Origin of the sequence: Lacinutrix venerupis (assembly GCF_001971745.1) — a bacterium.
Lineage (GTDB): Bacteria > Bacteroidota > Bacteroidia > Flavobacteriales > Flavobacteriaceae > Lacinutrix > Lacinutrix venerupis.
The window spans coordinates 106,263-129,070 of the sequence record NZ_CP019352.1; the positions used below are offsets into that span (position 1 = coordinate 106,263).

Below are 22,808 nucleotides of genomic sequence, written 5' to 3' on the forward strand. Positions count from 1 at the left end.
TAAAAGCATTAAACTTAGATAAAATGAAATAAAATACTGATAATCAATTAATAAGCTCGTTCTTTATTTCCTTCATAGAAATTAATAAACGCTCTATTTACTACTCTGTTTCCTCCAACTGTTGGGTAATTTCCTGTAAAATACCAGTCGCCTAAATTTTTAGGGCATGCTTTATGTAAATTATCTACAGATTGAAAAATAATTTCTACTTCTGCATTTACAGAATCATCACTTAACAATTGAGATATTTTAGCTGATATTTCCTCAGTTGTAAACTGGTTATATATTTCGTTTACAAAATTCTTTACATCTTTATCTGCTAAACTTTCTTGCGCTTTACACTTATGATAAACCTCTTCTACAAGGTGATACTTATTGTTTTCCTTTAATAATTCTAAGGTTGCATTAAATGCTACTAATGTTTCTAAATTTGCCATATCAATACCATAGCAATCAGGAAAACGTATTTGCGGAGCAGACGAAACTATTACAATTTTTTTAGGATGTAATCTATCCATCATTTTAATAATACTCTTTTTTAGAGTAGTACCACGTACAATACTATCATCAATAATAACAAGGTTGTCTGTTGGTTTAATTACACCATAGGTAACATCGTAAACATGTGCTACTAAATCATCTCGGCTACTATCTTCAGTAATAAAAGTTCTTAGCTTAACATCTTTAATTGCAATTTTCTCTATACGAGGTCTTTCTTTTAAAATTTCAACTACAGTTTCTTTAGACAGCTTTCCTCCTCCATCTAAAATTGCTTGAGTTTTTCTTTGATTTAAGTGTTCTTCAACGGTTTCAATCATTCCAAAGAAAGAAGTTTCAGCTGTATTTGGAATATATGAAAATACTGAGTTTGCTGTATCATTATCTATGGCTTTTAAAACCTCAGGCATTAATAGACGCCCTAACATTTTACGTTCTTGATAAATTTCTGCGTCACTTCCTCTCGAAAAATAAACACGTTCAAAAGAACAAGCCTTACGTTCCAACGGCTCTAAAATTTGCTTAATAGCAACTTCTCCAGACTTTTTTGTAATAATAGCATGACCTGGTTCAAGTTCCTTTACATCATCAAATTCTACATTAAAAACAGTTTGTATTACAGGTCTTTCGGAAGCTACAACAACTATTTCGTCGTCTTTGTAATAATATGCTGGACGAATTCCTGCTGGATCTCTTAAAACAAAGCTATCTCCATGACCCATTAATCCTGCCATGGCATAACCTCCATCCCAGTTTTTTGCAGCTCTTTTTAATATTTTTGCAACGTTTAAACGCTCTGCTATTAAAGGTGAGCATTCATTTTTTTTGTAACCTTCTTTTTTTAATTTTTTATAAATTTTACTTACAGCATCATCAAGAAAATGACCTATTTTTTCCATTATGGTAATAGTGTCTGTATATTCTTTGGGATGCTGACCAAGCTCTACTAAATTACCAAAAAGTTCTTTTACATTGGTCATATTAAAATTACCGGCAAGAATTAAATTTCTGTGTTGCCAGTTATTTTGCCTTAAAAATGGATGAACACTTTCTACACTGTTTTTACCAAAAGTACCATAACGTACATGGCCTAAAAGCACTTCTCCAATATACGGAATATGCTTTTTTTGAAGCGCTACATTATCATTATACTCTGGATGTGCTTCTAACTCGTTATTAATACGTTCGTTAATTTGAGCAAAAATATCTTGAATAGGTTGTTGTTGTATAGACCTAACTCGACTTATGTAACGTTCTCCAGGTTTAGTGTCTAATTTAATACTAGCAAAGCCTGCACCATCTTGACCTCGATTATGTTGCTTTTCCATCATTAAATACATTTTATTTACTCCATAAAATGCACTTCCATACTTTTCTTTATAGAATTCTAAAGGTTTTAAAAGTCTAATATGTGCAATACCGCACTCGTGTTTTAAAGCATCACTCATTGTTGTTGTGTTGTGAGTTGTTGTTAATTTTAGCTATAAATTTAGTCGCTAAATTTATTTATTATTTACTAAATTTTAATAAATAAAAAACGCGCTCAATAATGAGCGCGTAAATTTATTTTAATTCTATTTCGAATTGTGTTAAATCCTTGAATTGTTGTAGACGCTCAAATATTTCTTCATCTGTTAAAGTAAGCATACGCTCTGTGCCAAACTTCTCGACACAAAAAGATGCTAATGCAGATCCATAAATAACGGCATTCTTCATATTTTCAAAAGAGATGTTTCCTGTTTTTGCAATATATCCAGAAAAACCTCCTGCAAATGTATCTCCTGCTCCTGTTGGATCAAAAACTTCTGCGAGTGGTAATGCTGGTGCATAAAACATATTGCCTTCATTAAATAGTAGTGCGCCATGCTCTCCTTTTTTAATTACAACATATTGTGGTCCCATTTCGTGAATTTTCTTAGCTGCATTTACTAAAGAGTATTCTCCAGATAACTGGCGAGCTTCTTCATCGTTAATTGTAATAACATCTACATTTTTTAAAACAGCTTTTAAATCGTCCATAGCAATATCCATCCAGAAATTCATGGTATCTAAAATTGCTAATTTTGGTTTTTTAGACATTTGGTCTAAAACACTTTGCTGTGTAAGTGGATGTAGGTTTCCAAGCATAACAATATCTGCATCCTTATAACTCTCTGGAACTACAGGTGTAAAATGCTCTAATACATTTAACTCTGTTGCTAAAGTATCTCTAGAGTTCATATCGTTATGATATTTACCACTCCAAAAGAAAGTTTTTCCATCTTTTACAATTTCTATACCTTCTATATTAATATTTCTATCTGTTAATAGATCTAAATATTCTTGCGGAAAATCTCCACCAACAACAGATACTGCTGCTGCATTTACATTGTCAAAATTTGAAGCAGATAAACCTATATAAGTTGCTGCTCCTCCTAGAATTTTATCGGTTTTACCAAAAGGTGTTTCTATAGCATCAAAAGCTACTGTACCTACTATTACTAATTTGCTCATAAAAGCGTTTTAATTTAAGCGGCAAATATACGATTTTTATATAGTTTTAAATTAATTAATGTAATTCTTATTTTCTACCAAAATCTGCAGGTATTTCTCCCCAAGCTTTAGTTTCCCATTTTACTATAGTTGTTTTGTAATCGTTTTCTTTTAACCATTTTACTGCACGGTCTACCAAATCGTAAACAGGTTTATTTTTAGAGTTTCGCTCTAATTTAGAATTGCATGTTTTTTTTCTAACCCAACTCATTGCTGTTTTAGAATCTGTATATATAATACGATCGCTATTATGTTTTTTTAAAAAACTTAAACCATGAACTAATGCTAAAAATTCTCCCAAATTATTTGTGCCTTGCTCAAACGGACCTTGGATAAAAAGTTGTTGTTTTGTTTTAGTATCTACACCACGATATTCCATTATACCAGGATTACCACTTGAAGCTGCATCTACAGCTATTGAATTATAATTAGGGAGTCCTATTTTTTTAAGTTGCTCTGCAGAAAGCTCACTTTTAAAACTTTTGTTTTTTCCTATATAATCGAAATAATTACCTTTTAAAGCTTCTTTTGCAGCATCAAAGGTTGCAAAAGACTTGTATTGAGCTCCTTCGTAGTCTTTAATTAATGATTTACATGTATTCCAAGAATCAAAAACGCCTGTTTTATGCCCTTTCCAAACAGTGTAATATTTTTTCTTTTTTTTACTCATAATAATTTTAAGTGAAAGCGAAAATCAAATTTTTTTATTGTGAGTTTAATATTTTTTCAACCACTTCAGGAAAATGTTTCATTTCTAATTCATGAATTTTTTCTGCTACATCTTGAGCAGAATCTGACGTTTTCACCTCGCATTTTGCTTGAAAAATGATAGCTCCTTCATCATAATTCTCATTTACGTAGTGAATTGTTATACCTGTTTCGGTTTCTTTTTGTCTTATAACTGCTTCATGAACATGCATACCATACATACCTTTACCTCCAAATTTTGGTAATAATGCTGGATGTATATTTATTACTTTATTATTAAAATGTTTTAGAATATTCTCAGGGAATTTCCAGAGAAAACCAGCTAAAACAATCAAGTCTGGCTTTACAGATTTCAAAATATTTAGAACATCTTCAGTCTCTGTAAAAGCAATTTTATTAAAAGACAAAGCGCTAATTTTCAGTTTTTTGCAACGATTTAGCACTTTGGCATGCGGATTGTTAGTTAGTACTTGAATTACAGACGCATTGTCTCTATTTTGAAAAAACCTTATTAAATTTTCAGCATTACTTCCGCTACCGGACGCAAAAATTACTACACGTTTCATTTTCTAGTATTCAATGTTAAATCTTCAAACAAAAAAAAGAATAATTATTAACAATTACGGGCTAAAACCAAAATTCCTCGAAATAAATTATTAACTTTCGGAGTCTTTTTTAAAAGAAAGAATGGTTTTAAAATAAAGTTTTTTATTTTTGCCTCTTAATTAAAACTAAAAAAATTAAAATTATGTCAGACATTGCATCAAGAGTAAAAGCGATAATCGTAGACAAATTAGGTGTTGACGAAAACGAAGTTGTAACAGAAGCTAGCTTCACAAACGACTTAGGAGCAGATTCGTTAGACACTGTTGAATTAATTATGGAATTCGAAAAAGAATTCGATATCCAAATTCCAGATGACCAAGCAGAGAACATTGCAACAGTTGGTCAAGCTGTATCATATATTGAAGCTGCAAAATAAGCACGAATTTTATGGAACTAAAGCGAGTTGTAGTTACGGGTCTTGGAGCACTTACACCAATTGGTAATACCAAAGATGAATATTGGAATGCCTTAATTAACGGTAAAAGTGGTGCTGCACCTATTACGTATTTTGATACTGAAAAGTTTAAAACAAAATTCGCTTGTGAATTAAAAAACTTTGTCGCAACCGATTTTCTAGACAGAAAAGAGGCGCGAAAAATGGATAGGTTTACGCAGTACGCAATGGTCGCATCTGATGAGGCTATTGCGGACGCGAACCTAAATTTAGATACCATCAACAAACTTAGAGTTGGTGTTATTTGGGGAGCCGGAATTGGAGGTTTAGAAACTTTCCAAAACGAAGTATTAAACTTTGCTGAAGGAGATGGAACACCAAGATTTAATCCTTTCTTTATCCCAAAAATGATTGCAGATATAGCACCAGGAAACATATCTATTAAAAATGGATTTATGGGACCTAACTATACAACCGTATCTGCCTGTGCATCATCTGCTAACGCTATGATAGATGCTTTAAATTACATTCGCTTAGGACAATGCGATGTTATAGTTACAGGAGGAAGTGAAGCCGCAGTAACTATCGCTGGAATGGGAGGATTTAATGCTATGCATGCATTATCTACAAGAAATGAAAGCCCAGAAACAGCCTCAAGACCTTTTGACGCCACAAGAGACGGCTTTGTATTAGGTGAAGGAGCTGGAGCTATTATTCTTGAAGAATATGAACATGCCAAAGCTAGAGGCGCAAAAATTTATGCCGAAGTTGTAGGTGGAGGAATGTCTAGCGACGCTCACCATATGACAGCACCGCATCCAGACGGAATAGGTGTTATGGCAGTAATGAGAAATTGTCTAGAAAATGCTGGTTTAAAGCCTGAAGACGTAGACCACATAAATACACACGGAACATCTACACCACTTGGAGATGTTGCAGAACTTAAAGCAATTACAGAAGTTTTTGGCGACCACGCTAAAACAATTAATATTAATTCTACAAAATCAATGACTGGTCACTTACTTGGTGCTGCTGGTGCTATTGAATCTATTGCTTCTATTTTAGCAATGGAGCATGGTATCGTTCCTCCAACTATTAACCACGAAAATATTGATGAAAATATAGATCCTAATCTAAACTTAACGCTAAACCAACCTCAAAAACGTGATATAAAAGTTGCTATGAGTAACACTTTTGGTTTTGGCGGACATAATGCTTGTGTATTATTTAAAAAGTTAGATTAGAATTTGAATGAAAAGAATTCGAAACATATTCTCAAAGTCTAAAGAAGATAAAGGAGAATTCTTTACAACAATTTCTGAAATTATAGGCTACAAGCCAAAAACGATTAAACACTTTAAAACAGCGTTTACACATCGTTCTATGAATATAAAAAACAATAAAGGCAATATTGTTAACTATGAGCGTTTGGAGTTTTTAGGCGATGCTATGCTTAGCGCAGTAATTGCACATCACTTGTATATTGAAGTGCCTAGCGGAGACGAAGGCTATCTTACAAAAATGCGTTCTAAAATAGTAAGTAGAGAGCATTTAAATGAACTAGGGCGCAATTTAAAACTAATAAATTTAGTTGAAAGCAAAATACCTAAAGGCCAATTTGGAGATAATATACATGGTAACTTGTTTGAATCTTTAGTTGGAGCCATTTATCTAGACGATGGCTATAAAGCATGCGAAAAATTTATTTATAAACGCGTTATCACACCATTTGTAGATATAGAACAGCTAGAAGGCAAAGTAATTAGCTATAAAAGTTTATTAATTGAGTGGTGCCAGAAAGAAAAAAAGACTTTCGATTATCATGTTTATGAAGATACTGGTAACGATAATATGCGTCATTTCTCTGTAAAACTATCTATAGACAATAAAATTGTTGCAAAAGGAAGAGCTACATCAAAAAAGAAAGCTGAAGAAAAAGCCTCAAAGCGTGCTTTTTTTGTTTTTCAAAATCAAATATCAAAAGTTTTTTCTTAATTATCTTTAGTTTTTTTTAAGCCTAAAAAGAAAACACACAAACACTACAACGTTTTCGTATTATATTCTTGTTAATATTCAGTAAAATAAGGTACTACAAACCATTTTAAATACTATATTTACAATTCTGTCTATGTGCAAATAGTATTAATATGGCAATAAAAAAACTCGTTTTAGATGATTTTTTAGAAGAAGAAAATTTCTCACTTATTGGTATTCATTGTACAATTGAAGATTATCGATTGGCCTTTTTATTAAACAAAGTTTTAGACTTAAAACTCAAGAGACAAGACAAAGACATCGATAACAACAACCAGAAAACAGCCTTTTCTATTTTTGAATGGGAAGACAAAACACAGTTTAAAATCTGGAATCTAGTATCTAATAACTGTAAAATAATTACAAATGATTTTAACGACGGTTTAGATTCACTATTTAGTGCAAATCAAGTTATAACAAAAACACATCATTTGGTGTCTGAATATAGTAAAGCAAACTATTTACTTAAAATAAGTAATAATTTTTCGCCAAATAAGGAGAAAATTATTTTAGAGAAAATACTAAAAATAAATCAAGTAATTACAGCTTACAGTATAGATACTGAAAGTTTAAAATCTAAAAATCAACTAATATTTAACTAATGTTTAAAAGAAAAAAGACAAAAATAGTAGCGACATTAGGTCCTGCAACAAGTTCAAAAAAAGTTTTAAAAGGCATGTTAGACGAAGGTGCTAATGTTTTTAGAATAAACTTTTCTCACGCTGATTATGCAGATGTAAAAGAACGTGTAAAAACAATTCGCGAACTTAATGATGAATTTGGTTACAACGCTTCTATTCTTGCCGATTTACAAGGCCCAAAACTTAGAGTTGGTGTAATGAAAGGTGAGGTATTTGTAAAACCTGGAGATGAAATAATTTTTGCAACTGGAGAACGTTTTGAAGGTACAAAAGAACGCGTTTACATGACTTACGATAAGTTTCCACAAGATGCTAAAAAAGGTGAGCGTATTCTTTTAGACGATGGAAAATTAATTTTCGAAGTTGTTTCAACAGATAAAAAAACAGAAGTAAAAGCTAAAGTTATTCAAGGAGGTCCTTTACGTTCTAAAAAAGGTGTAAATCTTCCAAATACAAATATATCTCAACCTGCTTTAACAGAAAAAGATATAGCAGATGCAAAATTTGCTTGCGAACTAAAAGTAGATTGGATAGCACTATCTTTTGTACGTCATGCAGAAGATTTAATGGTATTACAAGAACTTATAAAAGAACATAGTGACCATAAAATTCCAATTATTGCAAAAATTGAAAAACCAGAAGGTGTAGCAAACATCGATAAAATTGTTGCTTATTGTGATGGTTTAATGGTAGCTCGTGGAGATTTAGGAGTAGAAATCCCAGCCGAAGAAGTGCCTTTAGTACAGAAAAAATTAGTTTTACGTGCTAAAAAAGCTAGAATACCGGTAATTATTGCTACGCAGATGATGGAAACTATGATTGATAGTTTAACACCAACTCGTGCAGAAGTTAACGATGTAGCAAATTCTGTTATGGACGGTGCAGATGCCGTAATGCTATCTGGAGAAACTAGTGTAGGTAAATATCCTGTTCAAGTTATTAAGCAAATGGCAGATATTATTCGTAGTGTCGAGGATAGTGATTTAATTAATGTTCCACACATGCCACCAACTATTAGAACAAAACGTTATATAACAAAATCTATTTGTTATCATGCAGCACAAATGGCAAACGAAATTGATGCAAAAGGCATTTCTACATTAACAAATAGTGGATATACTGCTTTTCAAATTTCAGCATGGCGACCAAAATCTCATATATTAGTATTTACATCTAATAGACGTATTTTAACGCAACTTAATCTACTTTGGGGAGTTAAAGCTTTCTATTACGATAAGTTTGTAAGTACAGATGAAACTATAGAAGATGTTAATAAAATGGCTCAAGAAATGGGTTACCTTGAAAAAGGAGATATGCTTGTAAGTTTAGCCGCAATGCCTATTCAGGAAAAAGGAATGGTAAACACGTTAAGAATTACAGAAATATAATAATTTTTAAAATAAATATAAAAGTAGAAACCAGTTACAAAAATGTAACTGGTTTTTTATTTATGCAAATAACTAACCTCTAAACAAAAAGAAATCATCTTTCATATCCTCAATTTGCGCATCTTCGTTAGTTATAATGTAATCAATTGCTTTAGAGGTGAATTTATCTCCTTTTTCGGTAAGAGATACAATATTATTTTCAACACTAATCATATTGTTTTTTGTTGCCAGTTCTAATACTGTTTTAGCTCTAACTTTTTGCCAATTAATGTGCTCTCGTAAGTGATTAACATGGCGTTCTTCAAGCTCATTGTGGTTTTTTAAATGCAGTAAAAACGTTAACAGAGACACTTCTGTACGTTGTTGTTTTTCACGATACATAACCGCAATAATACCTTTACTTGGAGCAAATAAATAAACAATTAAAAAAAGTAATCCCAACATAGTTGTAATAGATCCAGCAATAGAGGCATCTAACCAATGTGCAAACCAATAACCAGAAATTGCGCTTAAAACACCAAAACCAATAGCTAAAGCAAGCATTTTCTTTAAATCTGTAGTTAATAAATAGGCGGTTGCAGCAGGAGCAATCATTAAGGCAACAACTAAAATAGCACCAACAGCATCAAAAGCACCAACAGTTGTAACAGATGCGACACTCATTAATCCATAGTGTATTATCGCTGGCGAAAAACCTAATGATGCCGCTAATCCAGCATCAAACGTACTTACTTTTAACTCCTTAAAAAATGCGATTAATAGTATTACTGTAATTAACAAAATAACACCAATAATCCACAGTGCTTTGGGCCCAACATCTACACCAGAAATTAGCAACCTATCAAAAGGTGCGAAGGCTAATTCACCAAGTAAAACAGCATCTACATCTAAATGTACATCGTTAGCATTTTTAGCAATTAATATTACACCAATACTAAATAAAGCAGGAAACACTAAACCTATGGCTGTGTCTTCTTTTACCAATCCAGTTTTTTGAATATACTCAACTAAAACCACAGTAATAATACCTGTAAAAGCAGCAAATAAAATTAGCAATGGTGAGTTGAGGTTATGTGTAATAAAAAATCCAATGACAATTCCAGGTAAAATAGAATGACTTATAGCATCGCTTATCATAGCCATTTTTCTAAGCACTAAAAAAGTACCAGGAATAGCGCAAGCAATAGCGACTAGGCTTGCAATAAGTTGTATTTCAATTTGAGCGCTATTCATCGTCTGTAGATTGTTTTGTATATAAATTTGCAGCAGTATTAAAACCTGTTTCGGTTAATCGCCACATTTTACCTTCTAATTTTACATAATCTTTTTCTACCAATTTTTGCAATGTAGATTTTGTATAACCTTGAAAGTTATTTAGTAATTTAATAGCATGCGGATGCGAAATATTATCATGCGTTTCTGCAATATGATACATAAAAGCTAATGTTTTATGAAGCTCTAAATCGCGACGGTTTTTAATAACCCTAATTTGTTTAAACAGTAAGCCACGACTTGGCGAAAAAACAAAAGAGAAAAACACAAAAACCGAAGCCACTAAAACAATTACAGGTCCAGTAGATAAATTGGTTTGGCTGGCACTAATTGCTGTACCAAAAACACCTGAAAATGCGCCGAAAATAGCAGCTAAAACTACCATTGTAGATAAACTGTTTGTCCATTGTCGTGCAGCAGCAGCTGGTGCTAACAGCATAGCACTCATTAATACAACACCAACAGTTTGTAAACCTAATACAATAGCTAATACAATAAAACTAGTGATTAAAACATCTATAAACTTAGTGTTAAATCCAAGTGTTTTAGTATAGTCTGCATCAAAAAGCAAAATTTTAAATTCTTTCCAAAATAGTAATAGAACAAACAAACATAAGCCAGTAATAATAGCCATTAACCAAACATCACTTTCTACTAGAGTCGCTGCTTGACCAAATAAATATTTATCTAATCCTGCTTGGTTCGCATTGGGTTGCTTTTGTATAAAGGTTAATAATAACATACCAAAACCAAAAAATAACGACAATATTAACCCTAAAGCAGTATCACTTTTTAAATGTGTTTTCTTTACAATACCACGAATCCAAAATGTTCCAATTAGCCCACTAACTAAAGCACCTAAAAGTAGAGTGTTAGAATCTTTTGCACCGGTAATTAAAAAGGCAATTGCAATACCTGGTAAGGCAGCGTGCGAAATAGCATCACCAAGTAAGCTTTGCTTTCTAAGTACAGCAAAACTACCAAGCATGCCTGTTACAGCGCCTAAAATGGCTGTTCCAAGTGTTATTGTGCGTAGTGTATAATCACTAAATACTAATGAAAAATATTCTGTTATGTCCATAATTCCTGCGAAGGCAGAATTTCATCCTGTTTTCGCAATATTTGTTATTTATAATTTCATTTTATGAGATTCCTGTCTTCACAGGAATTGATTACTCCTGTATACTTACTTTATAGTTTATACCGTAAGTTTTGGTTAAATTATCATCATTAAATATATCTTTTACTGGACCTGTGGCAATTTTTTTCACATTTAAAAAAGTTACCCAATCAAAATATTCTGGTACAGTTTGTAAATCGTGATGCACAACAATAACAGTTTTTCCTGCTTTACGTAATTCTTTTAAAATATTAATAATTGCAATTTCGGTTGTTGCATCAACACCTTGAAACGGCTCATCCATAAAATAGATAGAAGCGTTTTGCACTAAAGCGCGTGCTAAAAAAATACGCTGTTGTTGTCCTCCAGAAAGCTGGCTAATTTGTCTGCCTTTAAAGGCTAGCATTCCTACTTTTTCTAAAGCTTCAAGTGCTGCTTTTTTTTCTTTTTGTCTTGGCCTTTTTATCCAACCTAAACTACCGTAGGTTCCCATCATTACAACATCTAGGGCAGTAGTTGGGAAGTCCCAATCTACACTTCCTTTTTGCGGTACATAAGCAACTAGTCTGCGTTGTTTTTCATAAGGTTTACCATAAATAGTAACGCTTCCTGCAATGGGTTTTAGAATGCCTAAAATAGATTTTATAAGTGTTGATTTTCCAGCGCCATTTGGTCCTACAATAGCCATTAATACTCCTTCTGGAATTTCTAAATCGATATCCCAAAGTACTGGCTTGTAGTTGTAAGCTACTGTAAGGTCGTCTACTTTTACGGCTATTTTAGTTTTCATATTATTTTAAAGCGTTTACAATTGTATTTACATTGTACTCAAACATACCAATATATGTACCTTCAATAGTTCCTGCGTTTCCAAGCGCATCAGAATATAAAGTACCACCAATAACCACATCGTGATTTTTAGATTTTACCGCTGCTTGTAAAGCTTCAATCGTACGTTTTGGTACAGAACTTTCAACAAAAATGGCTTTCACTTTATTTTCTATTATAAAGGTAGCTAATTTTTGAACGTCTTGTACGCCTGCTTCGGTTGCAGTGCTTAATCCTTGTAAACCAACAACATTAAAACCGTAATTTTTTCCGAAATAATTAAAGGCATCATGTGCAGTTACTAGTATTCTTTTTTCTTTTGGAAGTGTTTCAATTGTTGAGGACACTTTTGCTTGTAAAGCTTCTAATTGCTGAAGGTAATTTTTTTCATTTTCAGTAAAACGCGCAGCATTTTCAGGATTTTTTTCAGCTAAAACTTGTGTTACTTTTTTAGCAAATTGTTTGAAATAAGAAATATTAAACCATACATGCGGATCGTAATTTGAAGCAAAATAATCTGAACCAATTAAGCCCGATTTATCTAAACCATCTGCCAAAGCAATTGGTGATTGTGTTTTCATTTTTTCGAAAACTTCTACCAGTTTTCCTTCTAAATGTAAACCGTTATAAAAAATAACATCTGCATTTACTAATTTGGTAACATCGCCTTCGCTAGCTTTATATAAATGCGGATCTACACCAGAACCCATTAAACCGTTTACGCTAACTAAATCGCCTCCAATATTTTTAACCAAATCTGTAATCATGGTTGTAGTGGTAACAACATTTAGTTTGCTATTGTCTTTTTTTGAGTCATTTTTACAATTAAAAAAAGATAGTGTAATTGCTAAAAGTAGTATTGTTTTTTTCATTTTTATTGTATTTATATACTAATAGTTAATTTGTTAAGACTTTGGAATTCTAAAACTAAATCCACCACTTATTAATATGTCTTGCCCGTTTGTTATGCTTGAGCCAACGGTTGCGTCTAACTGAAAATTGTTTGAAACTAAGTAAGTAAATCCTGCATCCCAAAGATGGTTAGCTTTATTGTTTTCTGGAAAATCACCATATAACTCTACATAAGCACCAAGCTTATTAGTTAAGCTATAGCCGTAAGCAATTGTATAAACGTAAGCTGCTTCTGGATTGTCGTTTTCCCAAGCGGCGCCTAAATTATAAGATAAACTAGATTTCTCGCTTAATGTATGTGCAAAAGAAAATCTAAAATCTACTCCAGTATTTTCTGGCCTTAATTCTTTTTTTACAGAAAACGGCAAGTTTAAATGACCAAGAAAACCAATTTCTGGCATCCAGCCGTTTTCTTGAGTAATGGTTGTTTTAAAACCTAAAAGCAAAGGAGAAAAGCTATTGGCTGATGCAATTTTACTACCATTAAATTTTACTGTGCTATCTGTATAATCATAACCTAAGCGTAACTCTAAATTATTTAGTAAGCCGTAACGCACCAACATAGTGTTATAAGTAAAGTCTTCGGTTTTAATGTTGTTTTCCTCAAAACTTTCGTAAAACGCACCAGTTTCTACTTGCAGAAATCCTTTAGGCATTGCTGTTGGAGACTCGGTAGCATCTGGTCTATCTGTTATTAATGGCTCAAGTGTTTTGTTTTCTTGTGCAAATGAAAAAGATACAACAGAAAATAAAAATCCAGTTGTAATTGTTTTTAAATTTTTAGTTGAGATCATTGACGTAAATTATGTTTGTAAAATCTTCGTTTAAAAGAATGGTGTTATTGTTAATTGATATTTGAGTCATTTTATTTTTGCTAAACTGTTTTGTTACCAATATGGAATTACCATATTTAAGACCGTTTTGTGCGCAAAAATCAAAGAATTCTTTATCATCACTCATTAATCGTGATATAATATATTGTTTGCCTTCTTGAGTGTTTGATAAGCTAATTGATGTGTCTATAGTTGTAATTTCTCCTTTTTCGTTTGGAATTGGATCGCCATGCGGATCGAATTTTGGATTACCTAAATAGTCGCTAATTTTATTTGCTAAAAAATCTGAGGTTTCGTGCTCTAAAAATTCTGCTTCTCTATGTATTTCATGCAAAGTCATATCGAATGTTTTATGTAAAAACGCTTCCCATAACCTATGCTTTCTAATAACATTTAATGCCATTTTCTCGCCTTTATTTGTAAGTTGTAAGGCTTGGTATTTTTCGTAATTAAGTAAATTTTTTGCGGCTAATTTTTTTGCCATATCTGTTGCTGCTGCGTTAGATATGCCTAATTTTTTTGCAATGTTACCTGGTTTGGTATCGTTAACATCGTTATTGTTGTTTTTGTAAATAGCTTTTACAAAATTCTCTATTGCTACAGACATTTTTAATTGCTTTAATTAATTTTTAAGCTTACTTAAATTTTTTACAAATGTAACTAAAATTTTTAATTATTGTAATTTTGGTATGATTTAAGCTATATTTATTTTCTAATTTGTTTAATTATCATGAAAAAACTATTACTAATTTTTGCTGTATTAATCATTAATTCAGTTTTTGCTCAAGACTCTACAAGTGTAAAAGTAGATGCTCCAAAAATTGTATCTAAATTAATGTATGGCAGTACTATTAAGGTTGAAAATATTGAGTTTAAATTTGTAGCAGTTGAAAGCGATTCGCGCTGTCCAAAAGGTGTGCAATGCGTTTGGGCAGGCGAAGCAATCGTTTTAGTTGATGTTTTTGAAAACGGAAAAAAAATAGAACAAAAACGATTGGTTTTTTCTCCTTCTAGCCAACTGCAAAATGCTTTAGGGAATTTGTTTTCTTCGGAAAAATTAAAGGTTTCTGGTTTAAATATTGCGCCTTATCCAGAGCATGGCACTAAAATTAAAGCTGAAGATTATTATGTACAGCTTTCTGTTAAAAACTAATTTTTACTGCGTTATTGTTTTTGCGTTAAGGATAGAACGGCATGTTTGAGCTCCTCGCAGAGAGCGAGTAGTGATAGCCTGACTAAAAAATGCCTTTTTGCATTTTTTGGTAACGCCCAAATTAAATATTTTTATTATGGTTTAATGGCAGCCACAATCGTCTTTGCCACAAGCTTTTTTTGCTTTCTTTTTCCAGATGTATTTTTTAAATAAAAACACTAAAGCGACTGCTAAAATGGTAAATACTATTATGTCTTGAAATAGTGTGCTCATTATTTTAGAAATTGAAATGATAATAAAGCTACAATATAAGCAATCGCTGTCATAATAACGAATTGGTATGTTGGCCATTTCCAGCTATTGGTTTCCTTTTTAACTATGGCAAGCGTACTCATACATTGCATAGCAAAGGCATAAAATAATAGTAAGGATATACCAGATGCAAAGTTAAATAATGGACCGCCAAGTATTGGGTTTACTTCTCCTGCCATTCGGTTTTTTATAGTTTCTTCGTCGTCACTACCTACGCTGTAAATAGTAGCTAAAGTTCCTACAAATACTTCTCGTGCTGCAAAACTACTAACTATGGCTATGCCAATTTTCCAGTCGTAACCTAACGGTCTAATTGCTGGTTCTATTGCGCGTCCTGTTAGGCCAATAAATGAGTGTTCTAATTTATGTGATGCTATTTTTTGTTGTAGCTCATCTTCTGTTAAATCTTGTGCGGCATATTGCTCTGTAATAATGTTTTCGGCATTATTAAATTGTTCTCCTGGACCATAAGATGCTAATACCCAAAGTACAATTGATATGGCTAGTATTATTTTTCCAGCACCAAAAATAAATGCTTTTGTTTTTTCTAATACGGTAAGTGCTACGTTTTTAAACAGTGGCACTTTGTAATTTGGCATTTCTACTACAAAAAAGGTTTTGCTTTTAATTTTTAAAACTTTATTTAAAATCCAAGCAGAACCTACTGCTGCACCAAAACCAATTAAATATAATAACATTAAAGTTAGTGCTTGGTAGCTTAAACCAAGTATTCTGCCTTCTGGAATTACTAATGAGATAATAATTAAATATACAGGTAAACGCGCAGAACAGGTTGTAAATGGTGTTACTAAAATAGTTATTAATCGTTCTTTCCAACTTTCTATATTTCTGGTGGCCATAATTGCTGGAATAGCACATGCTGTACCAGAGATTAATGGTACAATACTTTTACCGCTTAATCCAAAACGACGCATTATTCTATCCATTAAAAATACGACGCGACTCATGTAGCCACTTTCTTCTAATATGGATATAAATAGGAATAAAAAGGCTATTTGTGGTATAAAAATTACAATACCTCCAAGTCCAGAAATAATACCTTCGGCAATTAAATCTGTTACTTTTCCTCCTCCTGGAAAAGTTTCTTTTACCCAATTACTTAACGATGCAAACGAAGAATCTATCCAGTCCATTGGCACACTTGACCAATCGTAAATGGCTTGAAAAATGGTAAGTAAAATAAAAAAGAAAATTACATAACCCCAAATTTTATGGGTTAGTATACGATCTAACTTAGTTCTAACATCTGTAGCTTGTGTTATATCTATAGTTTGCCCTCTTTTTAGAACATTATTAATAAATTGATAACGCTTTATAGTTTCTTTTTGCTGAAGTCTTTTAAGATCTCCTTTAGATTTTGTTTTAAAACTAGCAATAGCATCAATATCTTTTCTATCGGTTTTACCAAAGTTTACATCTTGGGTAATAACCAACCAAAGTTTATATAATAATTGATTTGGAAATGCTTTTTGTAGTCTATTAAAATATTCAGTATCTATTTCTGAAGCATTTAAACATGGTTTAACAGATAGTTCTTTATAATTCGAAATTTGCTGTTTTAGGTTTTCTATACCTTCATTTTTACGTGTACTAATAACAGCTATTTTAGTTTCTAATTGTTGTTCTAAATAGCCAATATCTAACGTAATTCCTTTTCTACGCATTCTATCTGCCATGTTTACTACTAGTAAACATGGAATTTCTAAATCTTTTATTTGAGTAAATAGTAAGAGATTACGTTTTAAATTTTCGACATCACTAACTACAACTGCAACATCTGGAAAATCTTTATCATTTTTATTTAAAAGCAACTCTATAACCACACTTTCGTCTAAAGACGAAGCATTTAAACTATACGTTCCTGGTAAATCTATAATATGAGCTTTTACGCCTCTTGGTAATTTACAAATACCTTCCTTTTTTTCTACAGTTATACCTGGATAGTTACCAACTTGTTGATTTAAGCCTGTTAAAGCATTAAAAACAGAGGTTTTTCCTGTATTAGGATTTCCAATTAAAGCGACATTTATTTGCTTACTCATCTATTTTATCTATTAAAATATGAATAGCTGTTTCCTTTCTAATAGCTAAATGACTGCCATTTATATTTAAATATAATGGATCACTAAATGGTGCAACTTGTACCAATTCTACAAAGTTTCCTGGTAGGCAACCCATTTCAAGAAGTTTTAAAGGTATTAATTCTGAAGAAACATCTGTTATAACTCCTTTCTCTCCGCGTTTTAAATGTACTATTGTATGTTGCAAGCTTATTTAGATTGATTTTAAAGAAGCAAAAGTAAGTGAAAAAACTTAAGCTAAAAAATTGTAGTGAAGAAACTACAGTTTCTCACTGCGTTTTAACTTTTCTATGTCTAAAATTAATTGTGAAATGGCTTCTGGATCTGTACCATCATAAAAACCACGAATTTGTTTTTTCTTATCGATAAGCATAAAGTTCTCGGTGTGTATCATATCAAACTTATCTCCATTACCAACAGATTTTACTGCTAAGTAGCTTTTTCTAGCCAACTCATATATTTGTTTTTTATCTCCTGTAACTAAATTCCATTTAGCATCGTTAACACCTTTTTTAACAGCATATCTTTTAAGTTGTTCTACACTATCTATAACTGGTGTTACAGAATGCGACAACAACATAACATCATCATCGTTACTATATTCTTTTTGTATTTCGTACATATGATCTGTCATTATTGGACAAATAGTCTGGCAGGTGGTAAAAAAGAAATCGGCTACATAAATTTTATCTTTATAATCGTTTTGGGTTATTGTTTTCCCGTTTTGATTAATTAAGCTAAAATCGGCTATTTTATGATATTTTTTCACATGTTGGATTGTACTATCAACCAGTGTCGTTTCAACATTATTTGGCTGATATACAGGTAGAGGTTTTTCAACATTTAAAATATTATATATTATTAAAATTATAATTGATGAAAGGATAAAAAAACCAATCGCGAATTTTTTATAATCTTTAAAAAAAGAAAGCATATTAATAGAATTGAGTCAATATTTTACAAAAATACAAAGCGTACATGTGTTAAACCATTTTTTTGGCTCATAAATTGCTGTTAAAACATAAAGCAAAGTCATAATAGCTTTTTAAAGTAAGTCTAAATACTTACTTTTGGGCGTTATAAAAATGAATAGATAAATTACATGGGAATTATTATACAAATCTCTCAGTTTTTACTGGGACTTTCACTATTAATTATACTTCACGAGCTAGGGCATTTTATCCCAGCAAAATTATTTGGAACTAGAGTAGAGAAATTCTACTTGTTTTTTGATGTTAAATTTTCACTTTTTAAGAAAAAAATAGGTGAAACTGTTTATGGTATTGGTTGGTTACCGCTTGGTGGATATGTAAAAATTGCTGGAATGATTGACGAAAGCATGGATACCGAAGCCATGAAAGAAGAACCAAAACCTTGGGAGTTTAGAAGTAAACCAGCTTGGCAACGCTTAATTATTATGCTTGGAGGTGTTATGGTTAACTTTATATTAGCATACGTTATATACTTTTTCTTATCTTTTGTTTATGGAGATAAGTTTATCGATGCAACAAGTATTCAAGATGGGTATTTAGTAGAAAATCCTCTACTAACAGATTTAGGTTTTAAAACTGGTGATAACATTATAAAAGTTGGAGAATATAATGTTGAAAACGTATCTGATATTAAAGGAAACTTTATAGGTGCAAAAACCATAACTTTTGAAAGAGATGGTGTACAGCAAACCATTACAATGCCTGTAGATTTTTTAGGACAGTTTTCGGATAGTAAGCGTAGAGATTTATTTGAAATGCGTTACCCATTAATGATTTCTAAAGTTCCAGATTCTTCAATAAATAAAGGAGTTAATTTAAAGGATGGAGATATTTTAAGAACTTTTGGAGATAAAAACATTAAATATATAGACCAATTAAAACCAGCTCTAAACGCTTATAAAGGTCAAGAAGTTGATGTTACAGTTTTAAGAGATGAAAAATTAATTACCGAAAAATTAAAAGTTAGTGACGAAGCTAACTTGGGTATTATTTATTATTCTGGAGCCGGTCCACAAACAATGGAGAAACTAGGTTACTATAAAATGAAAACTAAAGAATATACTTTAGGTGAAAGCTTTGGTGCTGGTTACAATAAATTTACAGGCCAAATAAACAAATATTTTGGCCAACTTAAAGAAATAGGAAATGTAGAAACTGGAGCTTATAAAGGCGTTGGTGGTTTTTATGCTATATTAAATATTTTTCCAGATTATTGGAATTGGCAAAACTTTTGGAGCATAACAGCTTTTTTATCTATAATGTTAGGTGTGCTTAACTTACTTCCAATACCAGCTTTAGATGGTGGACATGTAATGTTTTTACTATACGAAATGATCTCTGGACGCAAGCCTAGCGATAAATTTATGGAGTATGCACAAACAGTTGGATTCTTTATTTTAATAGGTTTAGTGCTCTTTGCAAACGGAAATGATATCTTCAAAGCAATTTTTAATTAAAAAAATTAAAAAATATTTTGCAGTATCTAAAAAACATTTTATATTTGCGCTCGCAACAGCGAAAAACACTCCTCTTTAGCTCAGTTGGTTAGAGCATCTGACTGTTAATCAGAGGGTCCTTAGTTCGAGCCTAAGAAGAGGAGCAAGTTTACAGAAGCCTTACAGAAATGTAGGGCTTTTTTTATGGAATAAATTTACCTGCTTTAAATAACCTCAAACAGTTTTCCTGGTAATGGTCTTACCACTCCTTTTAATTCCATATTCAACAAAATACCAGCAACTTTAAAAGTAGGCATATTACAGTTTAAAGCTATAATATCTAACATTTGTTTATCGTGGGCTTTTAAGTAATTGTAAATTACTTTTTCGTTATCATCAAGCTCTACAAAAAGTTGTTTTTGTATTGGCTGCTTTTGTTCTTCTTCTAATTGCCAATTTAATAAGTACGGCACGTCTAACGGTGTTGAGAGTAAATGTGCTTTTTGTTGTTTTATTAAATTATTACATCCAGTACTTTGCGAATCTGTTGTACGACCAGGAACTGCAAATACATCTCGGTTGTATGAGTTTGCAATATCTGCAGTAACTAAACTACCACCTCTTTCCGCACTTTCTATAACAATTGTTGCTTCACTAATTCCAGCAATTATTCTGTTTCTTTTTAAAAAATTATTTCTATCAAAACTAGAAGTACTCCAAAAATCTGTAAAAAAACCACCATTGTTTTCAACATCTGCCATATATTTTTTGTGGGTCTTTGGATAAATTTGATTTAAACCATGAGCCAAACAACCTATGGTTTGCAAATTATGTTTTATAGCAGCCTTTTGCGCAGTAATATCTGTACCATAGGCAAAACCAGAAACTATTACAGGATTATAAATAGCAAGTTCTTCTACTAACTTTTCGCAAAAAGCAATCCCTGAAGTGGTGATTTTTCTTGCTCCAACAATACTTATAATATGTTTTTTATTTAGGTTTATATTACCAGCTTCAAAAAGTAATATTGGACTATCTATACAATGTTTTAATTTTTCAGGATAGGTATCAGAGTTAAAATAGTGTGTTTTTAAACCTTCAGCTTTAATAAATTCTAACTCAGCTTGAGCTGCTTTAAAATGATTAGGGTTAAATAAATCAGAAATTGTTACACTACCAATTCCATCAATTTTTAAAAGATTTTGTTTCTTTTCTTTAAGCACAGCTTCTGCAGAACCGCAATGAGCTATCAGTTTTTTTGCTGTTACATCACCTATTTTTATGACATTTTGTAAAGCTAAAACGTAAATTAAGTCGTTTTCTGTCATTTTATCTAATTGATTTTGAGTCTACAATAAAAGAATTTTAATGCTGTTAATAAATAATAGTACCAACATTTTATTAGGTTACAAAAAATACTAACTTTGTTTTTATGCAATTAGAGACTTACATAAGCGATTTATTATACCGTTACGAATGTGTTACTGTACCTAACTTTGGTGCTTTTTTATCACAACGTGTTCCTGCAACTGTGCATGAATCTACAAACGCGTTTTATCCACCAAAAAAACAGTTATCGTTTAACGAACAAATACAGACTAATGATGGTTTATTAGCAAATTACATTGCTGATGCTGAAAAAATACCGTTTGAAGCTGCCACGTTAAAGATTTCAAAACGCGTAAAATCTCTAAAATCTAGTTTAATTGAAGGTGAAACTTTATCTCTTCAAAATATAGGCGATTTAAAGCTTAATAGCGAAGGAAAAATAGAATTTAATCCTAGTTATCATTTAAACTATTTAACCGATGCTTTTGGCTTATCTCAATTAGTATCTCCTGCTGTAACGCGTGAAGTTTACAAAGAAGAAGCAGAAACTATTGAAAAAGTAATTCCATTAACTATAACGCCAGAAAAACGTAAAACTAAATCTTACTTTAAGTATGCTGCTATTGCATTAATTGCGTTAACAATTGGAGGTTTTGGAGCTTCTAAACATTATGCAGACAGCGTTGCTACACATAACCAAATTGCACAAGAAGAAGCTAACAATCAATTAGAAAACAAAATTCAAGAAGCTACCTTTGTAATTAGTAATCCATTACCTGCAGCTACATTAAATGTTAGTAAACAATCTGGAAATTATCACATTGTTGCTGGAGCATTTAGAGTTGAAGAAAATTGCGATAAAAAAGTAGCTCAACTTAAACAAGAAGGTTTTAAGGCAAGAAAAATAGGAGTAAACAAGTATGGTTTACACCAAGTTGCTTATGCTAGTTTTAATGATAGAAATGAAGCCCTTCGTGAGTTAAACAGTATTCGTAACAATAATAATGATGCTGCTTGGTTACTGGTTAAGGACCTTAATTAAACTTTCTCATAAAATTTCCTAAAATTTAAGGCTGACTTTTTAAATCGGCTTACCTTTGCATTTTTAAAACACAAAATGTTATCTGCAGTATTCTACATACTGTGCATAATACTAGAAAAATAATAGATTTCTACCTTTGTAGAAAGGACAAAACAAGATTATGGAAGCTAAAACAGCAAAGGACTCAAGAACAATAATGACAGATATGGTTTTACCTGGTGAAACCAACCCAATAAACAATCTTTTTGGTGGTGAATTATTGGCCAGAATGGATAGAGCTGCTGGAATTAGTGCACGCCGTCATTCTAGAAGAATTGTTGTAACGGCTTCTGTTAACCATGTGGCATTTAATCGTGCTATTCCTTTAGGAAGTGTAGTTACTGTAGATGCAAAAGTTTCACGTGCTTTTAAAAGCTCTATGGAGATTTATATAGACGTTTGGATAGAAGACAGAGAGTCTGGTGTTAAATCGAAAGCCAATGAAGCTATTTACACTTTTGTTGCTGTAGATGAAACAGGAAGACCTGTAAGAGTTCCAGAATTAATTCCAGAAACAAAAATTGAAATTGAACGCTATGAAGGCGCTTTAAGAAGAAAACAATTAAGCTTAGTTTTGGCTGGTAAAATGAAACCAGATGATGCTACAGAATTAAAGGCTTTATTTGAATAATTACTT

General features: G+C 31.8%; 24 protein-coding genes and 1 tRNA gene. 10 read left to right on the top strand and 15 right to left on the bottom strand.

The genetic code is table 11. The features are described from left to right. Nucleotides 1-47: 47 nt before the first annotated feature. From BWR22_RS00455 to purN, 4 genes are all read right to left on the bottom strand, one after another. The gene (locus BWR22_RS00455) at nucleotides 48-1,946 is read right to left on the bottom strand and encodes an amidophosphoribosyltransferase (RefSeq protein ID WP_076731484.1); all 1,899 of its coding nucleotides are present in this window, start codon (nucleotides 1,944-1,946) and stop codon (nucleotides 48-50) included. 115 nt (nucleotides 1,947-2,061) lie between these two features. Beyond that, on the bottom strand, nucleotides 2,062-2,991 hold the full coding sequence (locus BWR22_RS00460) for a PfkB family carbohydrate kinase (protein ID WP_076731485.1): 930 nt from the start codon (nucleotides 2,989-2,991) through the stop codon (nucleotides 2,062-2,064). A gap of 67 nt (nucleotides 2,992-3,058) precedes the next feature. Beyond that, nucleotides 3,059-3,700, bottom strand: a complete 642-nt coding sequence (locus BWR22_RS00465) for a ribonuclease H1 domain-containing protein (RefSeq protein WP_076731486.1) — start codon at nucleotides 3,698-3,700, stop codon at nucleotides 3,059-3,061. Nucleotides 3,701-3,734: 34 nt separating this feature from the next. After that, the gene (gene purN / locus BWR22_RS00470; protein ID WP_076731487.1) at nucleotides 3,735-4,304 is read right to left on the bottom strand and encodes a phosphoribosylglycinamide formyltransferase; all 570 of its coding nucleotides are present in this window, start codon (nucleotides 4,302-4,304) and stop codon (nucleotides 3,735-3,737) included. 182 nt (nucleotides 4,305-4,486) lie between these two features. Between purN and BWR22_RS00475 the strand changes: the two genes are divergently transcribed. From BWR22_RS00475 to pyk, 5 genes are all read left to right on the top strand, one after another. Next, the gene (locus BWR22_RS00475; protein ID WP_013869581.1) at nucleotides 4,487-4,720 is read left to right on the top strand and encodes an acyl carrier protein; all 234 of its coding nucleotides are present in this window, start codon (nucleotides 4,487-4,489) and stop codon (nucleotides 4,718-4,720) included. An 11-nt stretch (nucleotides 4,721-4,731) separates the two neighbouring features. Further along, the gene (fabF, locus tag BWR22_RS00480) at nucleotides 4,732-5,982 is read left to right on the top strand and encodes a beta-ketoacyl-ACP synthase II (protein ID WP_076731488.1); all 1,251 of its coding nucleotides are present in this window, start codon (nucleotides 4,732-4,734) and stop codon (nucleotides 5,980-5,982) included. 7 nt (nucleotides 5,983-5,989) lie between these two features. After that, nucleotides 5,990-6,733 carry a ribonuclease III gene (gene rnc, locus BWR22_RS00485; RefSeq protein ID WP_076731489.1) on the top strand — a complete coding sequence of 248 codons (744 nt, stop codon included), beginning with the start codon at nucleotides 5,990-5,992 and terminating at the stop codon, nucleotides 6,731-6,733. 152 nt (nucleotides 6,734-6,885) lie between these two features. After that, a complete protein-coding gene (locus BWR22_RS00490; protein ID WP_076731490.1) occupies nucleotides 6,886-7,374 on the top strand; it encodes an IPExxxVDY family protein in 489 nt (162 codons plus the stop codon). Then, complete coding sequence (gene pyk / locus BWR22_RS00495; RefSeq protein ID WP_076731491.1) at nucleotides 7,374-8,801, top strand: pyruvate kinase; 1,428 nt, start codon at nucleotides 7,374-7,376, stop codon at nucleotides 8,799-8,801. The genes BWR22_RS00490 and pyk overlap by 1 nt, the downstream gene beginning before the upstream one ends. Nucleotides 8,802-8,873: 72 nt before the next feature. Here the strand turns inward: pyk and BWR22_RS00500 are convergent, their stop codons facing one another. The 6 genes from BWR22_RS00500 to BWR22_RS00525 form a co-directional block, all read right to left on the bottom strand. Next, nucleotides 8,874-10,034, bottom strand: coding sequence for a metal ABC transporter permease (locus tag BWR22_RS00500; protein WP_076731492.1), 1,161 nt, complete (start codon nucleotides 10,032-10,034; stop codon nucleotides 8,874-8,876). Continuing rightward, nucleotides 10,027-11,154: a metal ABC transporter permease gene (locus BWR22_RS00505; protein ID WP_076731493.1), complete on the bottom strand. Its 1,128-nt coding sequence runs from the start codon at nucleotides 11,152-11,154 to the stop codon at nucleotides 10,027-10,029. Before BWR22_RS00505 ends, BWR22_RS00500 begins: the two co-directional genes overlap by 8 nt. A 91-nt stretch (nucleotides 11,155-11,245) precedes the next feature. Then, nucleotides 11,246-11,983, bottom strand: coding sequence for a metal ABC transporter ATP-binding protein (locus tag BWR22_RS00510; RefSeq protein ID WP_076731494.1), 738 nt, complete (start codon nucleotides 11,981-11,983; stop codon nucleotides 11,246-11,248). Nucleotide 11,984: 1 nt separating this feature from the next. Continuing rightward, nucleotides 11,985-12,893, bottom strand: coding sequence for a metal ABC transporter solute-binding protein, Zn/Mn family (locus BWR22_RS00515; protein ID WP_076731495.1), 909 nt, complete (start codon nucleotides 12,891-12,893; stop codon nucleotides 11,985-11,987). A gap of 33 nt (nucleotides 12,894-12,926) precedes the next feature. After that, entirely contained in the window at nucleotides 12,927-13,727 is an 801-nt protein-coding gene (locus BWR22_RS00520) for a transporter (protein WP_076731496.1), read from the bottom strand. Further along, entirely contained in the window at nucleotides 13,714-14,373 is a 660-nt protein-coding gene (locus BWR22_RS00525; protein ID WP_076731497.1) for a metal-dependent transcriptional regulator, read from the bottom strand. The genes BWR22_RS00520 and BWR22_RS00525 overlap by 14 nt, the downstream gene beginning before the upstream one ends. A 123-nt stretch (nucleotides 14,374-14,496) precedes the next feature. Between BWR22_RS00525 and BWR22_RS00530 the strand changes: the two genes are divergently transcribed. Beyond that, on the top strand, nucleotides 14,497-14,919 hold the full coding sequence (locus BWR22_RS00530; protein WP_076731498.1) for a hypothetical protein: 423 nt from the start codon (nucleotides 14,497-14,499) through the stop codon (nucleotides 14,917-14,919). A gap of 141 nt (nucleotides 14,920-15,060) precedes the next feature. Here BWR22_RS00530 and BWR22_RS00535 read toward each other — a convergent pair whose 3' ends face one another. The 4 genes from BWR22_RS00535 to BWR22_RS00550 form a co-directional block, all read right to left on the bottom strand. Continuing rightward, entirely contained in the window at nucleotides 15,061-15,192 is a 132-nt protein-coding gene (locus tag BWR22_RS00535) for a FeoB-associated Cys-rich membrane protein (RefSeq protein WP_076731499.1), read from the bottom strand. Continuing rightward, nucleotides 15,192-17,294: a ferrous iron transport protein B gene (gene feoB, locus BWR22_RS00540; protein ID WP_076731500.1), complete on the bottom strand. Its 2,103-nt coding sequence runs from the start codon at nucleotides 17,292-17,294 to the stop codon at nucleotides 15,192-15,194. Before feoB ends, BWR22_RS00535 begins: the two co-directional genes overlap by 1 nt. After that, nucleotides 17,287-17,520: a FeoA family protein gene (locus BWR22_RS00545; protein WP_076731501.1), complete on the bottom strand. Its 234-nt coding sequence runs from the start codon at nucleotides 17,518-17,520 to the stop codon at nucleotides 17,287-17,289. Before BWR22_RS00545 ends, feoB begins: the two co-directional genes overlap by 8 nt. 72 nt (nucleotides 17,521-17,592) lie before the next feature. Continuing rightward, nucleotides 17,593-18,267 carry an SCO family protein gene (locus tag BWR22_RS00550; protein WP_076731502.1) on the bottom strand — a complete coding sequence of 225 codons (675 nt, stop codon included), beginning with the start codon at nucleotides 18,265-18,267 and terminating at the stop codon, nucleotides 17,593-17,595. A gap of 168 nt (nucleotides 18,268-18,435) precedes the next feature. Between BWR22_RS00550 and rseP the strand changes: the two genes are divergently transcribed. After that, on the top strand, nucleotides 18,436-19,782 hold the full coding sequence (gene rseP, locus BWR22_RS00555; RefSeq protein WP_076731503.1) for an RIP metalloprotease RseP: 1,347 nt from the start codon (nucleotides 18,436-18,438) through the stop codon (nucleotides 19,780-19,782). A 69-nt stretch (nucleotides 19,783-19,851) separates the two neighbouring features. Continuing rightward, nucleotides 19,852-19,925: transfer RNA gene (locus BWR22_RS00560), tRNA-Asn, on the top strand. A gap of 60 nt (nucleotides 19,926-19,985) precedes the next feature. Here the strand turns inward: BWR22_RS00560 and dprA are convergent. Then, a complete protein-coding gene (dprA, locus tag BWR22_RS00565) occupies nucleotides 19,986-21,089 on the bottom strand; it encodes a DNA-processing protein DprA (protein ID WP_076731504.1) in 1,104 nt (367 codons plus the stop codon). 104 nt (nucleotides 21,090-21,193) lie between these two features. Here dprA and BWR22_RS00570 point away from each other — a divergent pair, with 104 nt between their 5' ends. Further along, nucleotides 21,194-22,132, top strand: a complete 939-nt coding sequence (locus BWR22_RS00570) for an HU domain-containing protein (protein WP_076731505.1) — start codon at nucleotides 21,194-21,196, stop codon at nucleotides 22,130-22,132. A gap of 160 nt (nucleotides 22,133-22,292) precedes the next feature. Next, nucleotides 22,293-22,802, top strand: coding sequence for an acyl-CoA thioesterase (locus BWR22_RS00575; RefSeq protein ID WP_076731506.1), 510 nt, complete (start codon nucleotides 22,293-22,295; stop codon nucleotides 22,800-22,802). Nucleotides 22,803-22,808 lie beyond the last annotated feature (6 nt).

Bases quoted from the DNA above. Each gene is read 5' to 3' on its own strand.
- BWR22_RS00465 (WP_076731486.1), bottom strand. From the start codon at position 3,700: ATGAGTAAAAAAAAGAAAAAATATTACACTGTTTGGAAAGGGCATAAA.
- BWR22_RS00550 (WP_076731502.1), bottom strand. From the start codon at position 18,267: ATGCTTTCTTTTTTTAAAGATTATAAAAAATTCGCGATTGGTTTTTTT.
- rnc (WP_076731489.1), top strand. From the start codon at position 5,990: ATGAAAAGAATTCGAAACATATTCTCAAAGTCTAAAGAAGATAAAGGA.
- BWR22_RS00530 (WP_076731498.1), top strand. From the start codon at position 14,497: ATGAAAAAACTATTACTAATTTTTGCTGTATTAATCATTAATTCAGTT.
- BWR22_RS00475 (WP_013869581.1), top strand. From the start codon at position 4,487: ATGTCAGACATTGCATCAAGAGTAAAAGCGATAATCGTAGACAAATTA.
- purN (WP_076731487.1), bottom strand. From the start codon at position 4,304: ATGAAACGTGTAGTAATTTTTGCGTCCGGTAGCGGAAGTAATGCTGAA.
- BWR22_RS00510 (WP_076731494.1), bottom strand. From the start codon at position 11,983: ATGAAAACTAAAATAGCCGTAAAAGTAGACGACCTTACAGTAGCTTAC.
- BWR22_RS00490 (WP_076731490.1), top strand. From the start codon at position 6,886: ATGGCAATAAAAAAACTCGTTTTAGATGATTTTTTAGAAGAAGAAAAT.
- rseP (WP_076731503.1), top strand. From the start codon at position 18,436: ATGGGAATTATTATACAAATCTCTCAGTTTTTACTGGGACTTTCACTA.
- feoB (WP_076731500.1), bottom strand. From the start codon at position 17,294: ATGAGTAAGCAAATAAATGTCGCTTTAATTGGAAATCCTAATACAGGA.
- fabF (WP_076731488.1), top strand. From the start codon at position 4,732: ATGGAACTAAAGCGAGTTGTAGTTACGGGTCTTGGAGCACTTACACCA.
- BWR22_RS00505 (WP_076731493.1), bottom strand. From the start codon at position 11,154: ATGGACATAACAGAATATTTTTCATTAGTATTTAGTGATTATACACTA.
- dprA (WP_076731504.1), bottom strand. From the start codon at position 21,089: ATGACAGAAAACGACTTAATTTACGTTTTAGCTTTACAAAATGTCATA.
- BWR22_RS00535 (WP_076731499.1), bottom strand. From the start codon at position 15,192: ATGAGCACACTATTTCAAGACATAATAGTATTTACCATTTTAGCAGTC.
- BWR22_RS00460 (WP_076731485.1), bottom strand. From the start codon at position 2,991: ATGAGCAAATTAGTAATAGTAGGTACAGTAGCTTTTGATGCTATAGAA.
- BWR22_RS00500 (WP_076731492.1), bottom strand. From the start codon at position 10,034: ATGAATAGCGCTCAAATTGAAATACAACTTATTGCAAGCCTAGTCGCT.
- BWR22_RS00575 (WP_076731506.1), top strand. From the start codon at position 22,293: ATGGAAGCTAAAACAGCAAAGGACTCAAGAACAATAATGACAGATATG.
- BWR22_RS00520 (WP_076731496.1), bottom strand. From the start codon at position 13,727: ATGATCTCAACTAAAAATTTAAAAACAATTACAACTGGATTTTTATTT.
- BWR22_RS00525 (WP_076731497.1), bottom strand. From the start codon at position 14,373: ATGTCTGTAGCAATAGAGAATTTTGTAAAAGCTATTTACAAAAACAAC.
- pyk (WP_076731491.1), top strand. From the start codon at position 7,374: ATGTTTAAAAGAAAAAAGACAAAAATAGTAGCGACATTAGGTCCTGCA.
- BWR22_RS00570 (WP_076731505.1), top strand. From the start codon at position 21,194: ATGCAATTAGAGACTTACATAAGCGATTTATTATACCGTTACGAATGT.
- BWR22_RS00455 (WP_076731484.1), bottom strand. From the start codon at position 1,946: ATGAGTGATGCTTTAAAACACGAGTGCGGTATTGCACATATTAGACTT.
- BWR22_RS00515 (WP_076731495.1), bottom strand. From the start codon at position 12,893: ATGAAAAAAACAATACTACTTTTAGCAATTACACTATCTTTTTTTAAT.